The organism is Corynebacterium sp. 1103A (assembly GCF_055700955.1).
Genome location: NZ_JASTTF010000008.1, coordinates 42692 through 63679 on the forward strand (window position 1 = coordinate 42692; position 20988 = coordinate 63679).

Annotated in this window: 21 protein-coding genes; 17 read left to right on the top strand and 4 right to left on the bottom strand. The window is 66.6% G+C overall.

Annotation, left to right across the window (positions count from 1 at the left end; all coding sequences use genetic code 11):
- Positions 1-108: 108 nt before the first annotated feature.
- Positions 109-1044, bottom strand: a complete 936-nt coding sequence (locus QQS52_RS07180) for a DUF4439 domain-containing protein (protein WP_472773220.1) — start codon at positions 1042-1044, stop codon at positions 109-111.
- Between the two features lie 37 nt (positions 1045-1081).
- Between QQS52_RS07180 and rimP the strand changes: the two genes are divergently transcribed.
- The 9 genes from rimP to QQS52_RS07225 all read left to right on the top strand — a co-directional run bounded on the left by rimP (position 1082) and on the right by QQS52_RS07225 (position 10510).
- Complete coding sequence (gene rimP, locus QQS52_RS07185; protein WP_472773221.1) at positions 1082-1639, top strand: ribosome maturation factor RimP; 558 nt, start codon at positions 1082-1084, stop codon at positions 1637-1639.
- 15 nt (positions 1640-1654) lie between these two features.
- The gene (gene nusA / locus QQS52_RS07190) at positions 1655-2671 is read left to right on the top strand and encodes a transcription termination factor NusA (RefSeq protein ID WP_472773222.1); all 1017 of its coding nucleotides are present in this window, start codon (positions 1655-1657) and stop codon (positions 2669-2671) included.
- 133 nt (positions 2672-2804) lie between these two features.
- Positions 2805-3164: a YlxR family protein gene (locus QQS52_RS07195; protein WP_472773223.1), complete on the top strand. Its 360-nt coding sequence runs from the start codon at positions 2805-2807 to the stop codon at positions 3162-3164.
- Between the two features lie 107 nt (positions 3165-3271).
- Positions 3272-6022, top strand: a complete 2751-nt coding sequence (gene infB / locus QQS52_RS07200; protein ID WP_472773224.1) for a translation initiation factor IF-2 — start codon at positions 3272-3274, stop codon at positions 6020-6022.
- A 164-nt stretch (positions 6023-6186) separates the two neighbouring features.
- Entirely contained in the window at positions 6187-6624 is a 438-nt protein-coding gene (gene rbfA, locus QQS52_RS07205) for a 30S ribosome-binding factor RbfA (protein ID WP_472773225.1), read from the top strand.
- 4 nt (positions 6625-6628) lie between these two features.
- Positions 6629-7597 carry a DHH family phosphoesterase gene (locus tag QQS52_RS07210; protein WP_472773226.1) on the top strand — a complete coding sequence of 323 codons (969 nt, stop codon included), beginning with the start codon at positions 6629-6631 and terminating at the stop codon, positions 7595-7597.
- Positions 7597-8991, top strand: coding sequence for an MATE family efflux transporter (locus QQS52_RS07215; RefSeq protein ID WP_472773227.1), 1395 nt, complete (start codon positions 7597-7599; stop codon positions 8989-8991). The genes QQS52_RS07210 and QQS52_RS07215 overlap by 1 nt, the downstream gene beginning before the upstream one ends.
- 38 nt (positions 8992-9029) lie before the next feature.
- Positions 9030-9839 carry a metallophosphoesterase family protein gene (locus tag QQS52_RS07220; RefSeq protein WP_472773228.1) on the top strand — a complete coding sequence of 270 codons (810 nt, stop codon included), beginning with the start codon at positions 9030-9032 and terminating at the stop codon, positions 9837-9839.
- 2 nt (positions 9840-9841) lie between these two features.
- Complete coding sequence (locus QQS52_RS07225) at positions 9842-10510, top strand: 4'-phosphopantetheinyl transferase family protein (RefSeq protein WP_472773229.1); 669 nt, start codon at positions 9842-9844, stop codon at positions 10508-10510.
- 42 nt (positions 10511-10552) lie between these two features.
- Here the strand turns inward: QQS52_RS07225 and truB are convergent, their stop codons facing one another.
- On the bottom strand, positions 10553-11446 hold the full coding sequence (gene truB / locus QQS52_RS07230) for a tRNA pseudouridine(55) synthase TruB (protein WP_472773230.1): 894 nt from the start codon (positions 11444-11446) through the stop codon (positions 10553-10555).
- Positions 11447-11484: 38 nt separating this feature from the next.
- Between truB and QQS52_RS07235 the strand changes: the two genes are divergently transcribed.
- The 5 genes from QQS52_RS07235 (at position 11485) to QQS52_RS07255 (ending at position 17093) form a co-directional block, all read left to right on the top strand.
- Entirely contained in the window at positions 11485-12513 is a 1029-nt protein-coding gene (locus QQS52_RS07235) for a bifunctional riboflavin kinase/FAD synthetase (protein ID WP_472773283.1), read from the top strand.
- A gap of 33 nt (positions 12514-12546) precedes the next feature.
- The gene (locus QQS52_RS07240; protein ID WP_472773231.1) at positions 12547-13479 is read left to right on the top strand and encodes a nucleoside hydrolase; all 933 of its coding nucleotides are present in this window, start codon (positions 12547-12549) and stop codon (positions 13477-13479) included.
- 131 nt (positions 13480-13610) lie between these two features.
- On the top strand, positions 13611-13880 hold the full coding sequence (gene rpsO, locus QQS52_RS07245; protein ID WP_070768484.1) for a 30S ribosomal protein S15: 270 nt from the start codon (positions 13611-13613) through the stop codon (positions 13878-13880).
- 257 nt (positions 13881-14137) lie between these two features.
- Positions 14138-16393 carry a polyribonucleotide nucleotidyltransferase gene (locus QQS52_RS07250; RefSeq protein ID WP_472773232.1) on the top strand — a complete coding sequence of 752 codons (2256 nt, stop codon included), beginning with the start codon at positions 14138-14140 and terminating at the stop codon, positions 16391-16393.
- A gap of 67 nt (positions 16394-16460) precedes the next feature.
- Positions 16461-17093, top strand: coding sequence for a DUF1707 SHOCT-like domain-containing protein (locus QQS52_RS07255; protein ID WP_472773233.1), 633 nt, complete (start codon positions 16461-16463; stop codon positions 17091-17093).
- Positions 17094-17133: 40 nt separating this feature from the next.
- On the opposite strand, the gene QQS52_RS07260 is transcribed toward QQS52_RS07255, so the two are convergent.
- Positions 17134-17796: an AMIN-like domain-containing (lipo)protein gene (locus QQS52_RS07260; protein WP_472773234.1), complete on the bottom strand. Its 663-nt coding sequence runs from the start codon at positions 17794-17796 to the stop codon at positions 17134-17136.
- An 85-nt stretch (positions 17797-17881) separates the two neighbouring features.
- Positions 17882-18298, bottom strand: coding sequence for a VOC family protein (locus QQS52_RS07265; protein ID WP_472773284.1), 417 nt, complete (start codon positions 18296-18298; stop codon positions 17882-17884).
- Positions 18299-18512: 214 nt separating this feature from the next.
- Between QQS52_RS07265 and dapB the strand changes: the two genes are divergently transcribed.
- From dapB to dapA, 3 genes are all read left to right on the top strand, one after another.
- Positions 18513-19259: a 4-hydroxy-tetrahydrodipicolinate reductase gene (dapB, locus tag QQS52_RS07270; protein WP_296204554.1), complete on the top strand. Its 747-nt coding sequence runs from the start codon at positions 18513-18515 to the stop codon at positions 19257-19259.
- A 3-nt stretch (positions 19260-19262) separates the two neighbouring features.
- Positions 19263-20015, top strand: a complete 753-nt coding sequence (thyX, locus tag QQS52_RS07275) for an FAD-dependent thymidylate synthase (protein WP_472773235.1) — start codon at positions 19263-19265, stop codon at positions 20013-20015.
- 62 nt (positions 20016-20077) lie between these two features.
- A complete protein-coding gene (gene dapA, locus QQS52_RS07280; protein WP_472773236.1) occupies positions 20078-20986 on the top strand; it encodes a 4-hydroxy-tetrahydrodipicolinate synthase in 909 nt (302 codons plus the stop codon).
- Positions 20987-20988: the final 2 nt, after the last annotated feature.

Here is a 20988-nt window from a genome sequence, read left to right on the forward strand (position 1 = left end):
CATCGAGCGTCCAACTTAGGGCGGTCCCCCGCGGCTATGCAATGAAAACCTCCGCAAAAACCGCTAAAGGTTTTCTGGCCGCTCGTTCAGGCGGCGTTAAGCTCCCCGCTAGGAGCGGGCGGCGACGGCGATGAGCCAGTCGCGCCACTCGGTGGAGGCCGACTGCCCGCTCAAGCGCGCGGCCTCGTCGGTGGCGGCAGCGCGCCAGGTCTCGGCGTTGGACTCGCGCAGCGACCGCACGAACTGCCCGGCGCTCGCCGCGTCCGTGGGCAGCTCCAGCCCGGCCGGCTCGTAGCCGGCGGCCGGCTGCGGGACCTCGCCGCTGGCCGCTAGCGCCTGCTGAAGCTGGGCGGTCAGGTGCGCGTGGGTATCAAGTCGGGCGTCGATGATGGGCTCGAGCCAGGGCTCGGCAAAAGCGCGGGCGAAATCCAGGCCGAAGGACTGCTGATATTCCCAGTCCAGTAGCTCCCGCGCCGTATCGGCCTGCTCTGGGTCCAGGGCATCGACTGCCAGCTCGGGCGTGGGTTCGGACTCGGGCGCGTCCGAGCCGCCGGAGTCCGCGGCGAGATCGTTAACGGCGGCGGAAAGATCGATGGCCTGCCTGGTCACCAGGGGCCGGGACTCGGCCGTCACGGAGGTGAGCTGGTCCAGCACCTCGTCGCGGGCGCGAGTGAGCACGGCCGCGGGGCCTGCGGAGTCCCCCGCGCCTTCGCCGACGGCTGTTTGTCCGCCGACTGATTCTCCGGCGGAAGAGTTTTCAGCGGAGTGGGCGACCTCGCAGGAGGCTGGGACCTGGCCGTCCTGGGTACCGCACAGGCGGGCGACTTCCGTGTAGAGCGCGTCGGCCTGGCCCTGGCGCAGATCCGCGTGCCCGGGATCGGTGGCGCTCAAGGTCTGGGCGTCTGCTTCTGCCGACTGGGCGAGCTCGACCAAGGTGGCGTCTGGGCGGGGGCCGAAATAGTCCACCACGGGTTGGCAGGCGGTCGCGGCGGGTGCGAGTGCGATGACGGCAACGGCGGGGGCAGCAAGCTTTCGGCGGTTCACGGAAGAGACTGTACCCGGTCGGGTTAGGCTTGAGGGTATGGCTTTCCCAGACTCAGCAACATTGACTGATTTCGTGCAACCGCTCATCCAGGATCGCGGCCTCGACGTCGAAGACATCAAGACCACGCGGGCAGGGAAGAAATCCCAGGTAATCATCCGTGTGGACGGGGATAGGAGGCCGACGTCGGACGTGCTGGAGGAAGTCTCGGATCTCATCTCCCAACGTTTTGATGCCGCCGAGGCCGCCGGCGAGCTCAACTTCGGCGCCGGCTACACCCTGGAGGTCTCCACCCCGGGCGTGGACCTGCCGCTTTCTGCCCCGCGGCACTTCCGTCGCAACCAGGCCCGCCAGGTGGCCGTCGAGCTGGCCGATGCCCCGGGCCAGCGCACCGTTTGGCGGCTGGGCGCGCTTAATCCGGATAACACCGAGGTCATCGTGGTCCGCACCGTCAAGAAGGACCTCGAGGTGGAGATCCTGCGATTGGCTAATATCGCCCGGGCAGTGGTAGAAATTGAATTCGCGCAACCTTCAGCCGCCGAGCTGGAAGTAGCGCGCGAAGACTTTGAACATGCGGCCGAGCGCGTCTCGGCCTAACGAGAGGAACGACAAGTGAATATTGATCTGGCGGCACTACGGGCCATCGAGAAAGAGCGCGAAGTTCCGGTCCCTGAGCTGCTGCGTTCCATCGCGGGCGCACTGCTGAGCTCCTACCTGGACTACCGCGGCGGCTCGGCCGGCGACAACGCCAAGGCCCGCGTGGACATCGACTCGGAGACCGGCGCGGTCGCCGTCATCGTCAGCGAGCTGGACCCGGAGACGGGGGAGCTGGCCACCGAATACGATGACACGCCGGAAAACTTCGGCCGCGTCGGCGCCCGGGCGGTCCGCGAGGCTATCTACGGCCGCCTGCGCATGGCCGAGGCCGACCGCACTTTCGACTCCTACTCTCACATCCAGGGCACCGTGGTCTCCGGCATCGTTGAGCGCGAAGCCACGCTGAACGCCCGCGGCATCATCGTCGTGCAGCTGGGCACCGAGGCTGAGCCGCAGGACGGCATCCTGCTGCCGGCCGAGCAGATCCCCGGCGAGAAGCTGGAGCACGGCGACCGCGTCAAAGCCTACGTCGTGGGCGTGAGCCGCAACGGCAACAACGTCCAGATCAACCTCTCGCGTACCCACCCGGAGCTCGTCCGCGGGCTCTTCGAGCTCGAGGTGCCGGAGGTAGCCGATAAGGCCGTGGAGATCCTGGCGATCGCCCGCGAGGCCGGCCACCGCTCTAAGGTCTCCGTGCGCGGCACCGTCAAGGGGCTCAACGCCAAGGGCGCGTGCATCGGCCCGCGCGGCCAGCGTGTGAACAACATCATGCGCGAGCTTGGCGGCGAGAAGATCGACATCATCGACTACCACGATTCCCCGGAGGTCTACGTCGGTAACGCCCTGGCCCCGTCCAAGGTGGTGCGCGTCGAGGTGCTCGACCCGGACGCCCAGGTCGCCCGCGTGACCGTGCCGGACTACCAGCTGTCCCTGGCCATCGGCAAGGAAGGGCAAAACGCCCGCCTGGCCGCGCGCCTGACCGGCTGGAAGATTGATATCCATTCGGATGCGGACGCCGCCGCCCACGAGTAGGCGTGAGCTGTCCTAGGCTCCACACGCGGAGTGTGGGGCCTAAGTTCATTTTTAGTCCACTTTGCCGTAAACTATTGGACGGCCCTAACGCGGCCAGGTTTCATGGAGCCAAGCCAAGATTCGGAGGTAATGAGTGCAAGCTAATCGGGTCCGTCCCATCCGGCTTCGCACTTGCATCGCCCACCGAACCACGCATCCGGACTCGGAATTGTTGCGGGTGGTGGCAACCACCACCGCTGAAGGTACGGTCATCGCCGTGCCCGACCCGCAGCGGTCGCGCCCGGGGAGGGGCGCGTGGATCCAGCCCACCCTGGCCGCCTACGAGCTAGCGGAGAAACGGCGCGCCTTCGGGCGGGCTCTTCGCGTGTCTGCAGCTGTGGACACAGGTCAGATTCGAAAGTACTTGGAGGCCAAAGCCGCCAAGGAACCGCATACCGCGGTCGGCGACGGCCGTGGGGAAGACCCTGAGATTGTAAGGAAGACCGAACACTGATGAGCGCACAACGATGAAGCATCAGCGATGAAAGTCCTACGTAAACCCTAGGGATCGTAACCGCCTTTCCGGCGCTTATGGTCTCTAGCTAACCCAAGAGGAGACAAGTGGCCGGAAAGCTACGCGTTCACGAGCTGGCTAAACAGCTCGGTGTAACCAGCAAGGAACTGCTCGCAACCCTGAAGGAACAAGGCGAGTTCGTCAAGACCGCCTCGTCCACCATCGAACCGCCGGTGGTCAAGAAGATGCGCGCCCACTATGAGGCGCAGGGCGGCGGCGACAACGCCGCCGAGCAGAAGTCCGACAACCAATCCAAGCCCAAGCCGGGCTCGAACAAGTCCGCCGCGCCGAAGCCGGGCCAGGAAGCTCCGAAGCCGGGCGCTGGCAAGTCCGCACCCAAGCCGGGCGCGCCAAAGCCGGGTGCTGGCAAGGCAGCTACCCCGAAGCCGGGCCAGGAAGCTCCGAAGCCGGGCGCTGGCAAGTCCGCACCCAAGCCGGGCGCTAGCAAGTCCGCCCCGAAGCCGGGCCAGGGACGCGGCGAGCGCCCGACCCCGGGCAACGCAATGCCGCGCCCGATGCCGAAGCCGGGCGGCACCCGCCGGGTGGCCAACAACCCGTTTTCCACTGGCGGCTCCAACGAGTCGCGCGGTGGCGGCAAGGGCGGCCCGCGTCCGGGCGGCACCAAGGGCCCACGTTCCGGTGGCAACAAGCCGGGCCAGGGCCGCGGTGACAACAAGCCGCGCGGCGGCCAGTCCTCCGGCGGTCAGGGTGGCGGTCGCCGTCCTACCCCGGCGATGATGCCGTCGCACCCGAACCCCGCTTCCATGCCGTCCAAGTCCGCCAATGGCGGCGGTGGCGGCCGGGGTGGTCGCGGCCGCGGTGGCGGTCCGGGCCACGGTCCGGGTGGCTTCCGCGGTGGCCGCGGCGGCCGTCGCGGCGGTACCGCCGGCGCATTCGGTCGTCCGGGCGGCGCACCCCGCAAGGGCAAGAAGTCGAAGCGTCAGAAGCGGCACGAGTTTGAGGAGCAGCAGAAGCACGTCGTCGGCGGCGTTCGCCTGCCCGACGGTGGCGGCAAGACCGTGCGTCTGCGCCGCGGTGCTTCGCTGGCGGACTTCGCCGAGAAGATCGGTGCGGATCCGGCTGCCCTGGTCCAGGCGCTGTTCAACCTGGGTGAGATGGTGACCGCCACCGCCTCCGTCTCGGAGGAGACCCTGCAGCTGCTGGGCGCTGAGATCAACTACAAGGTCGAGGTCGTCTCCCCGGAGGACGAGGACCGCGAGCTGCTCGAGTCCTTCGACCTGCAGTTCGGTGAGGACGAGGGCAGCGAGGAAGACCTCGCTAAGCGCCCGCCGGTGGTCACCGTCATGGGCCACGTCGACCACGGTAAGACCCGCCTGTTGGACACCATCCGTAAGACCAACGAGCGCGAAGGCGAGGCCGGCGGTATTACCCAGGGCATCGGCGCCTACCAGGTGGACGTAGAGGTCGACGGCGGCGATCGCGCCATCACCTTCCTGGATACCCCGGGCCACGAGGCCTTCACCGCCATGCGTGCCCGCGGTGCCAAGTCCACGGACCTGGCCATCCTGATCGTGGCCGCGGACGACGGTGTCATGCCGCAGACCATTGAGGCCATCAACCACGCCAAGGCCGCGGACATCCCGGTCGTGGTCGCGGTGAACAAGATCGATAAGCCGGAGGCGCAGCCGGACAAGATCCGTGGCCAGCTCACCGAGTACGGCCTGGTTCCGGAAGAGTACGGCGGCGACACCATGTTCGTGGACATCTCCGCCAAGGCGGGTCAGAACATCGAGGAGCTACTGGAGGCGGTCGTTCTGACCGCGGACGCGGCCCTCGAGCTGACCGCCAACCCGGACATGGACGCCCAGGGTGTGGCCATCGAGGCCTACCTGGACCGCGGCCGCGGCCCGGTGGCTACCGTCATCGTCCAGCGCGGTACGCTGCGCGTCGGTGATTCCATCGTCGTGGGCGACTCCTTCGGTCGCGTGCGCCGCATGCTCGACGAGTTCGGCAACGACGTGGACGAGGCCGGCCCCTCCCGCCCGGTCCAGGTCCAGGGTCTTAATGGCGTGCCGGGTGCCGGCGACAACCTGCTGGTGGTCGAGGACGACCGCGTGGCCCGCCAGATCGCTGCCCAGCGCGACGCCCGCAAGCGTTCCGCTATGCAGGCCAAGGCCCGCAAGCGCGTCTCCCTGGAGGATCTGGACGCGGTGCTGAAGGAGACTTCGACGCTGAACCTTATCCTCAAGGGCGACAACGCCGGTTCGGTCGAGGCTCTGGAAGACGCCCTACTAGACATCAAGGTCGACGATGAGGTTCAGCTCAACGTCATCGACCGCGGTGTCGGTGCGGTCACCCAGACCAACGTCACCCTGGCAGCGGCCTCCGACGCCGTTATCATCGCCTTCAACGTCCGCGCTGAGGGCAAGGCGACCAACGAGGCCAACCAGGAGGGCGTGGATATCCGCTACTACACGGTTATCTACCGCGCCATCGAGGATGTGGAGAAGGCCCTCAAGGGCATGCTCAAGCCCATCTACGAGGAGCGCGAGACCGGCGCGGCCGAAATCCGCGCGCTGTTCAAGTCCTCCGCCGTGGGCACCATCGCTGGCTGTATGGTGACCGAGGGCCAGGTCAAGCGCAACGGCAAGGTGCGCATCGTACGCGATGGCAACGTCATTGCCAGCGATGCCCGTATCGAGTCGCTGCGTCACGAGAAGGACGACGCCACCGAGATCAACGCCGGCTACGAGTGCGGTATGGTCCTGTCCTTCCCGGACATCCAGGTCGGCGACCAGATCCAGGCCTTCGAAGAGGTCGAGGTCCCGCGCGACTAGTTCGACCCGATCCAGCAACTAGCTGGCGCTGACCGGTAGGCCCACTACCGGTAGCGATTGTCCCCGCCACGCTATAGTGCGTGCCGGGGATTTTTCGTTGCGCGGGGAAGCTAGAATAGATTAGCTTGAAGATCGATTTTTCCAACTCAGGTCTAGGAGGAGCAATGGCAGACCACGCACGCGCGGGACGCATGGCGAAGAGGATTCAGGCAATTGTTGCTAACGCCCTCGAACACAACATCAAGGACCGCCGCGTGGAGCTGGTGACGGTCACCGACACCCGCGTGACCGGGGATCTGCACGACGCGACGGTCTACTACACGGTCCGCGGCCGCGACATCGACGACGAGCCGGACTTCGACGCCGCCGCGGAGGCCCTGCACCGCGCCCGCGGGCAGCTGCGCAAGCTGGTCGGCGACCAGCTGGGCGTGCGGTTTACGCCGACGCTGAGCTTTGAGGTCGACACCGTGCCGGAGTCGTCCGCGCACATGGAGCAGCTGCTAGAAAAGGCGCGCGCCCGCGACGCCGAGCTGGCGAAGCTGAAGGAAACCGCCCAGCCGGCCGGCGAGGCGAACCCGTATAAGGAGAAAGAAAGCGAGTAGATCCGTGCTCGAACAGGATTATGAGCGGGTAGCGGCGGCGGTGCGCGCGGCAGACAGCGTGTGCATCATCACCCACCTGCGACCGGATGCCGACGCGGTGGGCTCGGCCTGCGCGCTGAACATGGCGCTGCAGCAGTTCGACAAGCTCACCCGCGTGGTCATCGGTCAGCGCCGAGAAATCTCCCGCAACCTGCTTTCCATCCCCGGCTCGGAAGCCGTCGAGCTGGTCGAAGACCTGCCGGACGGCTACGACCTCTACGTCACCGTGGACTGTGGCTCGCTGGATCGCACCGGCTCGCTGGCGCCCGCGGTGGAGCAGCAGGCGGCCGCGGGGCGCGTGGTCTGTATTGACCACCACGCCTCGAACCCGGGCTTCGGCTCGGTGAACCTGGTGGACTACGAGTGCGAGTCCACCACTGTGGCGCTAACCCAGATCCTCGACCTGCTCGACGTGCAGATGGATACGGACATCGCGCACGCGCTCTACGCCGGCCTGGTCACGGACACCGGCAGCTTCCGGTGGGGCCGGCCCGCCATGCACGAGTACGCTGCCCGCCTGATGCACTACGGGCTGGACACCAAGCAGATCGCGGTGGATCTGCTCGACAGCACCACCGCGACCGACCTGCAGATGCTAGGCCGGGTGCTTTCCGGCGTGCAGGTCGTCGAGGCCGGCTCGCACACGCTAGGCGTGCTGGTCGGCCGCCTGGCGGATATCGGGGATCGCTCCGATGCCGCCGTGGAGTCCCTGGTGGAATTCGTCCGCGCCTTAGACGGCACGGACATCGGCGTCGTGTTCAAGGAGCAGGCGCCGGGTGTCTTCGCGACCTCCCTGCGGTCCTCGGTCGTGGATTGCTCGGCCATCGCCCTGCAGTTCGGCGGCGGCGGGCACGTGCCGGCCGCTGGCTACACCGCCCACGGCACCCCGGAAGAAATCACTGAGAAATTAGTGGAAGTTGTCCGCACGTATTAATGACTAAAGACGAAAACTCTGCCGATACCACCCCCGCCCCGATCGAGGCCGACACGAGCGAAACCACCACGACCGGTAGGAAGGCCTCGGAGGTCACCCTGCGGCGCATCCTCGGGCTCGCGCTTCCCGCGCTGGGTGTGCTGGCGGCGATGCCGCTCTACCTCCTGTTCGACACCGCCGTCGTCGGCCGCTTGGGCGCCGAGGACCTAGCGGCTCTGGGCGCGGCGGCCGCGGTGCAGTCGGTGGTGACGACCCAGCTGACGTTTTTGTCTTACGGCACCACGGCCCGCGGCGCGCGGCTGTACGGCGCGGGCAAGCGCGCCGAGGCCGTAGCCGAAGGCATCCAGGCCACCTGGGTCGCGCTGGGCGTGGGCACGGCGCTGGCGGTTATCATGTGGCTTTTTGCCGAAAAAATCACGTGGTGGATGACCGGCAACGCGGATACCGCCGCCCGCGCGGCCCAGTGGCTGCACATCGCGGCTCTGGCCATTCCGATCACCCTGGTGGTTATGGCCGGCAATGGCTGGATGCGGGGCGTGCAAAACACCCGCAAGCCGCTGGTCTTCACCCTGGCCGGTGTCATCCCCGGGGCTATCTGCGTGCCCATCTTCGTCCACCTCTGGGGCCTGCCTGGCTCGGCGGCGGCCAACGTGCTGGGCATGGGGATCGTGGCCACGCTCTTTCTCATCGAGCTGGCCCGGCAGCACGGTGGTTCCTGGAAGATCCGCCCGCGGGTCATCGGCCGCCAGCTGGTGCTGGGCCGCGACCTCATTTTGCGCTCGTTGAGCTTCCAGGTTGCTTTCCTGTCCGCGGCCGCGGTGGCCGGCCGTTTCGGCACCGCCTCCCTGGCCGCGCACCAGGTCATGCTGCAGCTGTGGAACTTCCTGACGCTGGTCCTGGATTCCCTGGCGATCGCGGCGCAGACACTTATCGGCGCAGCGCTGGGCGCCGGCTCGGCGCAGGCCGCCCGCCGCACCGGCGGGCGCATCATGCACTACTCGGCCGGCTTTGCCGCCGTCCTCGCCGCCATTTTCGCGCTGGGCGCCGGGGTCATCCCGTGGATCTTTACCAACTCGGACGCCGTGGTGGATGTCATGCGCGGTCCCTGGTGGGTCATGGTGGCGATGGTGGTCGCCGGCGGCATCCTCTTCGCCTTCGACGGCGTCCTGCTGGGCGCCGGCGACGCCGCCTACCTGCGCAACATCACCATCGGCTCGGTCCTGGTGGGCTTCTTGCCCGGCATCTGGCTGGCCTACGCCGCCGACGGGGGACTGCTGGGCATTTGGTTGGGCCTCGGGGCGTTTATCGCCTTGCGTACAATCGCGGTGGTATACCGTTTCTACTCCATGCGCTGGGCGGTCATTGAGCCCCGAGCGGTGGAGGACGCGCACTAGCAGCCAACTGAACCGACAGCGAGAACGAGGAGGACCAGGTGCCACGCACCCTGTGGGCAGTCGCGGACCTGCACGCCGCCGTCAAGGCGAACACGCCCCATATCGACGGTCTGGCGCCTGAGAACCCTAACGACTGGCTCATCGTGGCCGGCGACGTGGCGGAGCGCACCGAGCTCGTGCTGCGGGTGCTACGCCAGTTAAAGTCCCGCTTCGCCGAGGTCATCTGGGTCCCCGGCAACCACGAGCTGTTCAGCCGGTCCGGGGACCGGTGCCGCGGCCGCGACAAATACGACGCGCTCGTCGCCGGCTGCCGGGACCTAGGCATCTACACCCCGGAGGATCCGTACCCAGTCTTCGCCGGCCACACGGTGGCGGGCCTTTTTACCCTCTACGACTACAGCTTCCGCCGCCCCGGGGTCAGCGTGGAGGAGGCCTTGGCCGCCGCGCGGGAGGCGCAGCTGGTGATGACCGACGACTTCGCCATAGCGCCTTTCGCGGACATCCGCGGGTGGTGCTGGGACCGGCTGGCCTACACGATCAAGCGTCTGTCCCGGATCTCTGGTCCCACGGTGCTGGTCAACCACTGGCCGCTGGTCCAGGAGCCGACGCTGAAGCTGGGTATCCCGGAGATCAGCTTGTGGTGCGGCACGCGCCATACCCGCTCCTGGGCCAAGCGCTACGACGCCCGCGCGGTGGTCTACGGCCACCTGCACATGCCGGGCACAACCGTGGTCGATGGGGTAGAACACCACGAGGTCTCCTTGGGCTACCCGCGTCAGTGGCGCCAGTGGGATGCCCACCGCAACCGGCAGCCGTGGCCGTACCCGGTGCTGCACGAGGAGGACTGATCATGCTAGAGCCAAGTTTGTTCCCGGAATCCGCCCGGTTCTGTTACGTGCGGACCCGCTCGGAGCACTCCGACTTGATGAATTTCCAGGGCCTGCACCCGCTGGAGCAGTCCATTGTTTCCCGTTCGGTCAACGTCCGCAAATCCGAGTTCGGCGACGCCCGCTGGTGCGCCCACGAGGCCCTGCGGGAGGCCGGCTACACCGGCAGCGAACCGATCCTGCGCGGCGAGCGCGGCAAGCCGCTGTGGCCAGATGGGTTTACCGGTTCCATGACGCACACCGAGGGCTTCCGCGCGGCCGTGGCGGCGCCCACCACCAAGGTGCGCTCGCTGGGGCTGGACGCCGAGCCGGCGGAGCAGCTGCCGGAAGGCGTGCTGGCGATGATTGCCCGGTCCGGCGAGATCCCCCAGCTGGAGAGGCTGCGTGCGGCGGGCATCCCCTTCGCCGACCGGCTGTTGTTCTGCGCCAAGGAGGCCACGTACAAGGCGTGGTTCCCCATGACGGACCGCTGGCTGGGCTTCGACCAGGCCGAGATCGATCTGCGCGAGGACGGCACGCTGATTTCCTACCTGCTGGTTCGGCCGACCCCCGTGCCGTTTATCTCCGGGCGTTGGATAGTCAGGGACGGCTACGTGGTGGTCGCCACGACGGTGGACATCAGCTTTCCCTAAGGCCTAGCCTTACGCACCGCTGGCCGCCGGGGACGCGAAGCGTTAAAGCGTGGACGGGCGCGCGACGAAAACGGTGGCCAGCCGCTTGCCCTTCTCCTTGACTAGGGCGACTGCGCGCCCGTCGGGGCCGACGGCGGCGTGCGTGCTTTCCAGCCCGCGGGGCTCAAGCCACTGTCCCATCGCGAGCGCGGCCTGCTCGTCGGCGGTGACCTCGAGGACGGGGTAGCAGCGGGTGAGCGCCTCGTCGAGAGAGAGCGACAGGCGGGGAGATTCCTCCAGCTCGGCCAGCGGAGCGGAGTCATCCAAGTAAAAATTGCCCACGGCCGTGCGCCGCAGGGCGGTCAGGTGCCCGCCGCAGCCCAGCGCTTCGCCCAGGTCCCGGGCCAGGGAACGGATATAAGTGCCGGAGGAACACTCCACGCTGCACTCGATGTCGATCCAGCCGTCGGTGCGGGTGATGGAGTTCACCTCGAAGGAGTGGACGGTCACCGGGCGGGCGGGGATCTCGACGTCCTCGCCGTCGCGCACGCGCTCGTGGGCGCGCTTGCCGGCGATCTTGATGGCGGACACGCTGGCGGGCCGTTGCATGATATCGCCGCGCAGGTCCTGGATGGCGGCCAGGATGCGGGCGTCATCGAGCGCCTCGGTGGTCCCGCGCGAGGTGATTTCGCCCTCGACGTCGTCGGTAGTGGTCGCTGCGCCCAAGCGGATGGTGGCCTCGTAGGCCTTGGTGGCTGCGACGAGGTGGGCCAGGAATTTCGTGCCGCGCTCCAGCCCGGCGATGAGCACGCCGGTGGCCATCGGGTCGAGGGTGCCGGCGTGACCGACCTTGCGGGTGCCGAAGTAGCGGCGCAGCCGGGCCACGACATCGTGTGAGGTCATGCCCGCGGGCTTGTCCACAATTACCAGTCCACAGCTAGCGAGAGGATCCGTCATGGCCTTCGAGTCTAGGGCATGGGCAGCCATATTCTAGCATAGAGGGCGTGGATATTTGGTATGGAATGGAGGCCATCAGCGACCAGCTGGAGGCCAGCGTGGTCACCATCGGCGTCTTCGACGGGGTACACCGCGGCCACCAGCAGCTGATCGAGCGCACCGTGAGCCGGGCCCACACCCAGGGCATCAAGGCCGTCATGGTGACCTTCGATCCGCACCCGGTGACCGTCTTCTTGCCGCAGCGCGCCCCGCTGGCGGTGACGACGCTGCAGCGGCGCTTCCAGCTGGCTGAGCGCTACGGGCTCGACGCGGTGGTCGTCATCGACTTCACCCACGAGTTGTGTGGTCTGAGCCCGCGGGACTACGCCCAGTCGCTCCTGGTCGACAAGCTGCATGCCCAGGGCGTGGTCGTGGGAGCGAACTTCACCTTCGGCGCCGACGCCGCCGGCACTCCGGCCGTCCTTACAGAGCTGGGCGAACAGATGGGCTTTACGGTCGATGTCATTGAGCTGCTCGATGACGAGGGCGTGCGGATCTCCTCGACCACGGTGCGCCAATTCCTGGCCGCCGGCCAGATCGACCGGGCCAACTGGGCGCTGGGGCGGCACTTCTCAGTCTCCGGGCCTGTGGTCCGCGGGGCCGGGCGCGGCGGTAAGGAGCTGGGCTACCCCACGGCCAACCAGTACTTCCCGGATTCCATCGCCATCCCCGCCGACGGCGTCTACGCCGGGTGGTTCACCATCGACGAGCCCGCCGCGCCCATCGAGGGCAACATGGAGGCAGGCGTGGCCTACGCGGCGGCGATCTCCGTGGGCACCAACCCGACCTTCGGGGACGAGCAGCGCTCCGTGGAATCCTTCGTTCTAGACCGCAGCGCGGATCTCTACGGCCACGACGCGACCGTGCAAATTACCGCCCACGTCCGCGACATGGTCAAGTTCGACTCCGTCGACGAGCTACTCGAGGCCATGCGCAACGACGTGGCAAAAACCCGCCAGCTGCTGGCTGCAGACGCGCGGGCCTGCGGGTGGGAGCCGGGCACCTATTTCCTGGAAGGCGAGAGCTAGCTAGCGCGGATTAGCGCGAGGGAGGACACGTACGTGCGCAAGATCATCCTGGACCTGGACACCGGCATCGACGACGCGCTGGCGCTAGCGCTCGCCGTGGCCCACGAGGACCTCGAGCTCATTGGGGTGCTGGGCACCTACGGCAACGTCGAGGTCGAGGTGGGCGTGCGCAATACCTTGGCGCTTTTAGACCTGCTTGGTTGCGACGACGTGCCGGTCTTCGTCGGTTCGCAGCGACCGGGCTTTGCGGTCAGCGCGGCCTCGGCCGGCATTCACGGCGCAAACGGCCTGGGTGGCGTAGAGCTGCCCGCGCCCAGTCGCCAGGCGCAGCCGGAGCCAGCCGTGGATTTCTTGGTCCGTATGGCGCACCGACACCAGGAAAGCGGCGATATCGTCTTCGTGCCCACCGGGCCGTCGACCACGCTGGCGCGGGCCCTGGACCGTGACCCGGCGGTGGCGAGCCTTCCGGTCGTCATGATGGGCGGGGCCCTGACCGTGCCGGGCAACGTCACCGCCTGGTCCGAGGCGAACGTCTCCCAGGATCCGGCGGCTACCGATGCCGTCGTGCGTGGCTGCCGGGATCTGACCATGGTGGGCCTCGACGTGACCTTGCAGACCCTGCTGACGCGGGAGACCACCCGGGCCTGGCGGGCCGCCGGCACGGCGGCGAGCGTGGCCTATGCCGACATGGTGGATTTCTACCTCGACGCCTACGCGAAAAACTCGCCCCACCTGGGCGGGTGCGGACTGCACGACCCGCTGGCCGTGGCGGTCGCCGCGGAGCCTGACCTGGTCGGCTGCCGGCGGATGCCGCTCAAGGTCGACGTGGACGGGCCAACTATTGGGCGGACCATCGGGGACGAATCCCGGATCGGGGAGGACGCCGGGGTAGCAGTCGCCCTGGACGTCGACACCGACCGTTTTGTCGACGGCTTCTGTCAGCGGCTCACTCGCGTGCTCGCGTGATTTGGTGGTTTGTGCCGCTAGCAGCTAAGATTTCCGGATAGCTTTGTGACTGCGGTCCGCAGCAGTTGCGGCGGCGCCTTTGAGGGCGCTTGATTTCATGCGGACTGAAATATGTTTGAGGAGATTATCTCATGGCACTGACCACTGAGAAGAAGGCCGAGATCCTGAAGGAATACGGCCTCCACGAGACCGACACCGGCTCCCCGGAAGCCCAGGTTGCACTGCTGACCTACCGCATCAGCAACCTGACCGAGCACCTGAAGGACCACAAGCAGGATCACCACTCCCGCCGTGGCCTGCTGCTGCTGGTCGGCCGTCGCCGCGGCCTGTTGAAGTACCTGGCTTCCACCAACATCGACCGCTACCGTGACCTGATTTCCCGCCTGGGTCTGCGTCGCTAATTACCAGCGTCGATTGTCGCATTAGGCGTTGAGCACCGGCCGTGCTCAGCGCCTTTTTGCGATCTCTTTAGCCTCTTCTGCCTCCCCGCCGGCAGCCTCTGCGGCGGTGCCGTGCGCTTTCGGGCGCGACTTTAACGGGCGCGGTTGTATCGGTCCGGCGTTTGTGCTGGTAGTATTAAGCACCGTTGTGTGAATTCAACGTTGTACGACTACCGGCGACATCGACGATTGCCGGATGATGAGGAGAATTAACTTTAATGAGCGCTAACAACGCTGTTGAGTATGTGAACGACGATGACTTCGGTATCACCGAAGCTATCGCCACGCTGGATAACGGGGACTTCGGTACCCGCACCATCCGCTTCGAGACCGGGCAGCTGGCCCGCCAGGCCGACGGCTCGGTGACCACCTACCTGGACGACGACACCATGCTGCTGGCCACCACCACGGCCTCCAACCAGCCGCGGGAGGGATTCGACTTCTTCCCTCTGACCGTGGACGTGGAAGAGCGCATGTACGCCGCGGGCAAGATCCCCGGCTCGTTCTTCCGCCGCGAGGGCCGCCCGTCCACCGAGGCCATCCTGGCCTGCCGCCTGATTGACCGCCCGTTGCGCCCGACCTTTGTCAAGGGACTGCGCAACGAGGTTCAGGTCGTTATCACTGTGATGTCCCAGGCGCCGGATGAGTACTACGACGTCGTGGCCATCAACGGTGCTTCCGCCGCCACCCAGCTATCCGGCCTGCCGGTCTCGGGCGCCGTTGGCGGCGTCCGCATGGCGTTCATCGCCGATCAGAAGCACCCGGAGGGCCAGTGGGTGGCCTTCCCGAACTCCGAGCAGCACGACCGCGCGCTGTTCGAGATGGTCGTGGCCGGACGCATTGTCCAGCGCAAGAAGGGCCGCAAGACCGTCGAAGACGTGGCCATCATGATGGTCGAGGCCGGCGCCGGCGTCAACGTCGCCGAGCGCGTGGCCGAAGGTGCCCCGGCGCCGCAAGAGTCCGCCGTGGCCGAGGGCCTGGAGGCGGCTAAACCGTTCATCAAGACCCTGTGCGAGGCCCAGGCCGGACTGGCCGAGCGCGTGGCCAAGGAAACTCAGGAGTTCCCGCTCTTCCCGGCCTACTCCGACGAGGTCTTCGAAGCCGTGGAGAAGAAGGCCAGCAAGAAGCTGGAGAAGCTGCTGACCATCGCCGGTAAGCAGGAGCGCGACGAGGCTACCAACGAGCACATGGAGCAGGTCGAGGCCGAGTTTATCGAGCGCTTCGAGGACGAGGAGGATGCCTCCAAGCAGATCCGCAGCGCTTACAACGCGGTGATGAAGGAGATCGTCCGCCACAAGATCCTGACCGAGGGCTTCCGCATCGACGGCCGCAGCGTGACCGACATCCGCGACCTAGGCGTCGAGGTCGAGCTAGTCCCGCGCGCCCACGGTTCCTCCCTGTTCGAGCGCGGCGAGACCCAGATCATGGGCGTGACCACCCTGGACATGCTGAAGATGGAGCAGCACATCGACTCCCTGACTCCGGTCGAGTCGAAGCGCTACATGCACCACTACAACTTCCCGCCGTACTCCACCGGCGAGACCGGCCGCGTCGGTTCCCCGAAACGCCGCGAGATCGGCCACGGCGCGCTGGCCGAGCGCGCCCTGCTGCCGGTCATCCCGTCCCGCGAGGACTTCCCGTACGCCATCCGCCAGGTCTCTGAGGCGCTGGGCTCGAACGGCTCGACCTCGATGGGGTCGGTCTGCGCCTCGACGCTGTCGCTGTACAACGCCGGCGTCCCGCTGAAGGCCCCGGTGGCCGGCATCGCCATGGGCCTGGTCTCCGGCGAGGTCGACGGCAAGGAGAAGTTCGTCGCCCTGACCGACATCCTGGGCGCGGAAGACGCCTTCGGCGACATGGACTTCAAAGTCGCCGGTACCTCCGAGTACATCACCGCCCTGCAGCTGGATACCAAGCTGGACGGCATCCCGTCCGCCGTGCTGGTGGACGCCCTGGAGCAAGCTCGCGATGCCCGCTCCGCCATCCTGGCCACCATGGCCGAGGTCATCGAAGGCCCGGACGAGATGTCCCCGCTGGCGCCGAAGATCACCTCCGTGCAGGTGCCGGTCAACAAGATCGGTGAGCTCATCGGCCCGAAGGGCAAGACCATCAACTCCATCACGGAGGAGACTGGCGCCGACATCACCATCGAGGACGACGGCACCGTCTACGTCTCCGCCGAGTTCGGCGAGGCTGCCGACGCCGCCCTGGACAAGGTCAACTCGATTGCCAACCCGCAGCTGCCGAAGGTCGGGGAGCGCTTCCTGGGCACGGTCGTCAAGACCGTCGCTTTCGGCGCCTTCGTTTCCCTGACCCCGGGCCGCGACGGGCTCATCCACATCTCCAAGCTGGGTGGCGACGAGCGCATCGAAAAGGTCGAGGACGTGGTCAACGTGGGCGACAAGATCCAGGTCGAAATCGCCGACATCGACAACCGGGGCAAGATCTCCCTGGTCCCGGTCGACGAGGACTAATACTCCAGCGACGTAGCGATCGATAGTTAAGGGGCCGGAAGGCCCCTTTTCTTGTATCGTTAGGTGTATGGACACACCACGACGGCGCGCTGGCGATAAGCAGCGCCACGCAGCCGCTGAGCTGGTCAGCCAAGCCTTCAGCGAAGGCAAGATCAGCTTAGCTGAATTCGACGATCGCTCCCAGCGCGTCTGGGAGGCTACCTACCTCGACCAGCTCACCGAGCTGGTCGGCGATTTGGGGCTAAGCCACGACCTGGACAAGGTTGATTCGCCCGCGCCGGTGCGCAACGCCAACTATCCCGTGGTGGTTCCCAACCGCGAGGGCTCGAAGTTCTCGATCGGCATCATGGGTGGGGCGGAGCGCTTCGGCGGCTGGCACTGCGAGCCCAGTCACTTCGCCTTGAGCATCATGGGCGGCAGCGAGCTGGACTTCTCCGAGGCCACCCTCGGCGCGAACCGCGTGGTCATCAACGCCTGGGACCTCATGGGCGGCTCGGAAATCCGCGTCCCGGAAAACTACAACATCCGCCTGGAGGGCTTCGGGATCATGGGTGGGGCGACCGTGAAGAACGGCCCGGGCGTGACCGTCCCGCTCTCGGAGGTCCCAGATGACGCGCCGACCATCGTGCTGGTCAACTACGCGCTCATGGGAGGCAGCGACATCATCCGCGTGCCGGCGGTGCGCCGCCGCAAGGACTAATCCCGGAAGTTGCCCGCCTACTTATAAGACGTCCGCCTACTTAGCCGGCGAAGTCGATGACCACGCGCGGCGGGCCATCCATGTACGTCACAGAGTAGGGGACTTTTTCTTTCAGGCCCACCACGAACTGGGACTGGGCCTCGAAAGCGCTGGTGAACTGGACCTCTTCGATGACGCCGGCGCCCGGGAAGCTGCCGGTGTCTAAGTATTGTTCCTCCAGCTCCGGCGTGGACGGCCACGGGGTGGGCTCGATCCCTAGGCCCAAGAAGGCGTTGCCGGCTACCTCGACGGGATGGCCGGAGGCCTGCTGGGTGGGCGCGTCGGTGTAGCTGGCGAACCAGCTGGCGGGGCCCTCACCTCTAAATTCGATGACCATACGGGTAAAACCGTCGTGTTCTGCGGTGCGCACGCGCACCGGGACCAGCTCGCCGGCGCCCTGGGCCATGTGTTGCTCATCGTCCAGGGACGGGGTGCCCAGCATCTTCACCCCGTCGGAAGCATCGGCGGCAGGGGCGGTCGCGCCCTTGCGGACCGTGGAGGATTCGGCCGCCGCGGTGTCGTTATTGGGGGCGCTCGAGGTAGAGGTCACGGTGCTGGGGGAGGAGGCCCCGTCAGCGTTGTCGGAGCTATCGGAATTCGCGCAGCCGGTGAGGACGAGGCCGGCCACCGTGAGGGGAGCGAGGGTAGAGATCCACTGGCGCATAGGGAGTCATCTCCTTGGGTAGGTAAGGGTTATCCCCAGTTTAGCTGAAACGCGTGTGGCGGTTGTTAATTGTGAAAAGCGGTGCTTAGTTCTTGAGCTCCACGATCTGGATCAGGTTGCCGCAGGTGTCGTCGAAGACCGCGATCCGGGACGGGTCCACGTCGGTCGGCTCCATTGTGAACTCGACGCCGCGGTCTTTAAGCTCCGCGTAGTCCCGGTCCAGGGAGTCGGTGAGGAACTGCGTCAGCGGAATCCCTGCCGACCGCAGTGCCTCGGTGAACTCGCCGGCGGCGGGGCGCCCCTTGGGCTCGAGCATGATCTCCATGCCGGCGCCGGGCAGCACCGAGCCGTCCTCGGCCAGCTGCGGCGGGTTGGTGATGGTCAGCCAGCGGAAATCGCCGTGCGTGACGTCGTCCTTGACCTGGAAGCCGAGCGTGCCAACGTAGAAATCGTGGGCGTGGGCCACATCATTGACCAGAATGGAACCGATATACATGCGGATGGGCGCCAGTTTAGTGCCCCAAAGCCGTGCGGCCGGGCGGTAGAATGGCCGGGGTAACAGAACGCGGGCTTTTGGCCCGCAGCCGTGTTTCAGCCGTTTCCACCGCTAAAGCCTTAAAAGGTTGGCGGTGGGCCCGCGCCGTCCCGCCCCGCGCGGGGCGGGGGGCGGCGGCTGGCGCGGGAAGAAAAGACCGCAAGGGAAAGAAGGTAGCGCGATGAATATTCAAGTCGGTGTGCTGGGTGCAAAGGGACGCGTGGGTGAGGCCGTCGTGGAGGCGGTGCAGGCTGCCGAGGACCTGGACCTAGCGGCGACCATCGACCACGGGGACTCCCTGGAGCTGCTCAAGACCAACGGCGTCCAGGTCGTCGTGGACTTCACCACGCCGGATTCCGTCATGGGCAACCTGGAGTACTGCGTGTCCAACGGTATCCACTGCGTGGTGGGCACCACGGGCTTTGACAAGGACCGCCTGGCTCAGGTCAAGCAGTGGACGCAGGCCTCCGGCGCGGGGCACGTGCTGATCGCGCCGAACTTCGCTATTTCCGCCGTGCTGACCATGGTGCTCTCCCGCCAGGTCGCCCAGTACTTCGAGACCGCCGAGGTCGTGGAGTACCACCACCCGACGAAGCTGGACGCGCCGTCCGGAACCGCCGTGCACACCGCGGAGGGCATTGCCGCCGCCCGCCAGGAGGCCGGCATGAGGCCCATGCCCGACGCCACGGAAAAGGCCTTGGACGGCGCCCGCGGCGCCAACGTGGACGGCGTTCCGGTCCACGCGGTGCGCACCCGCGGCATGGTGGCCCACGAGGAGGTGATCTTTGGCGCCCAGGGCCAGAGCCTGACCATCCGCCAGGACTCCTACGACCGCACCTCCTTTGTGCCGGGCGTGCTGGTCGGCGTCCGCAACATTGCCGACCGCCCGGGCCTGGTTGTCGGGCTGGAATCCTACCTGGGACTCTAGATCATGGCTGAGGTCAGTAACCTGCAGGTTGAGCTGATTGCGGCGACGGCGTTTCACACCCCCACCGGGGTAGAGTGGGAACCGGATGACACGGCTACCGACACCGAGGCGCTGGTCGAGTTCGCCGGCCGGGCCTGCTACGAGTCCTTCGACAAGCCGAACCCGCGCACCGCCACCAACGCCGCCTACCTGCGGCACATCCTGGAGGTCGGCCACGCCGGCCTGTTCGAGCATGCCACGGCGACGCTCTACATCCGCGGCATCTCCCGCTCGGCCACCCACGAACTGGTGCGGCACCGGCACTTCTCCTTCTCCCAGCTCTCGCAGCGCTTCGTGCACCCCGAGCGGGCCTCCGTCGTGCTGCCGGAGCCCATCGCCCGGGACGAGCAACTGACCCGGCTGCTGCTGTCCGCGGTGGATGAGAGCCGTTTCGTCTACGAGGAGCTGCTCCACGCGTTGGAGGAGAAGCTGGAGGACGAGCCCAATGCGCTGTTGCGCAAGAAGCAGGCCCGCCAGGCCGCGCGGGCCATCCTGCCGAACGCGACCGAATCCCGAATCGTGGTCACGGGCAACTACCGCACCTGGCGGCAGTTCATCGCCGCGCGGGCGACGGAGCACGCGGACACGGAGCTGCGTGCGGTGGCCGTGGCCTGCCTGCGGCTTTTGTCTCAGCAGGCGCCCGTGCTTTTTGATGACTTTCACATCACCACGTTGTCCGACGGCACGGAGATGGCCGCCAGTCCCTACGCCGGCTAGAACACCGCCATGCCGGGGGCGGATGCCCGCAGCTCATCAATAAGCGGGTATCCTTGACGCCTATGAGCACAGGTATGACTGCACAGACCGGCATCGAGACCTTCGGCCGCGTCGGGGTCGCCATGGTCACACCATTTGACCAGGACGGCGCCTTGGACTTGGGCCGAGCTCGAGAGCTTGCTGCGCACCTCGTGGACAACGGCATTGATTCCCTCATCATCGGGGGCACTACGGGTGAGTCTCCCACCACCTCCGTGGCGGAGAAGACTGAAATAGTAAAGGCCGTCAAGGACGAGGTGGGCGACAGGGCACGAATTTGCGCTGGTGCGGGAACCAATAATACGGTGTCTTCCGTAGAGCTTGCCCGCACCATGGCGAATGCGGGGGCGGACAGCCTCTTGGTCGTGACCCCGTATTACTCGAAGCCTTCGCAGGCGGGAGTCCTGGCGCACTTTACCGAAGTAGCTGGCGCCACCGATCTGCCGATCTGCGTCTACGACATTCCTGGTCGCTCCGGTATCCCGATTCACGCGGATACGTTACGCCGGTTGGCTGAACTGCCCACCGTCGCGGCCGTGAAGGACGCGAAGGGTGACCTGCCACTCGGCGCCCAACTAATGCAAGAGACTGGACTGGCGTGGTACTCCGGCGATGATCCGCTCAACCTCCCGTGGCTTGCCATGGGGGCCAGCGGTTTCATCTCGGTCATCGGCCACGCTGCCCCGCGGGCTCTTGCGGAGCTTTATACTTCTTTCTCAGAAGGAAACCTTGCACGTGCAAGGGAGATAAACGTAAATATTTTGGCCCCGCTCGTTCACGCCCAAGCGCGTCTGGGCGGCGCCACCTTAGCCAAGGCGGCCCTGCGACTGCAGGGTATCGACGTCGGCGATCCACGGCTGCCTATTCTGGCACCCACCGAGGATGAGCTGACCGAACTCCGCCGCGATATGCAACAAGCTGGAGTCCTATAAGT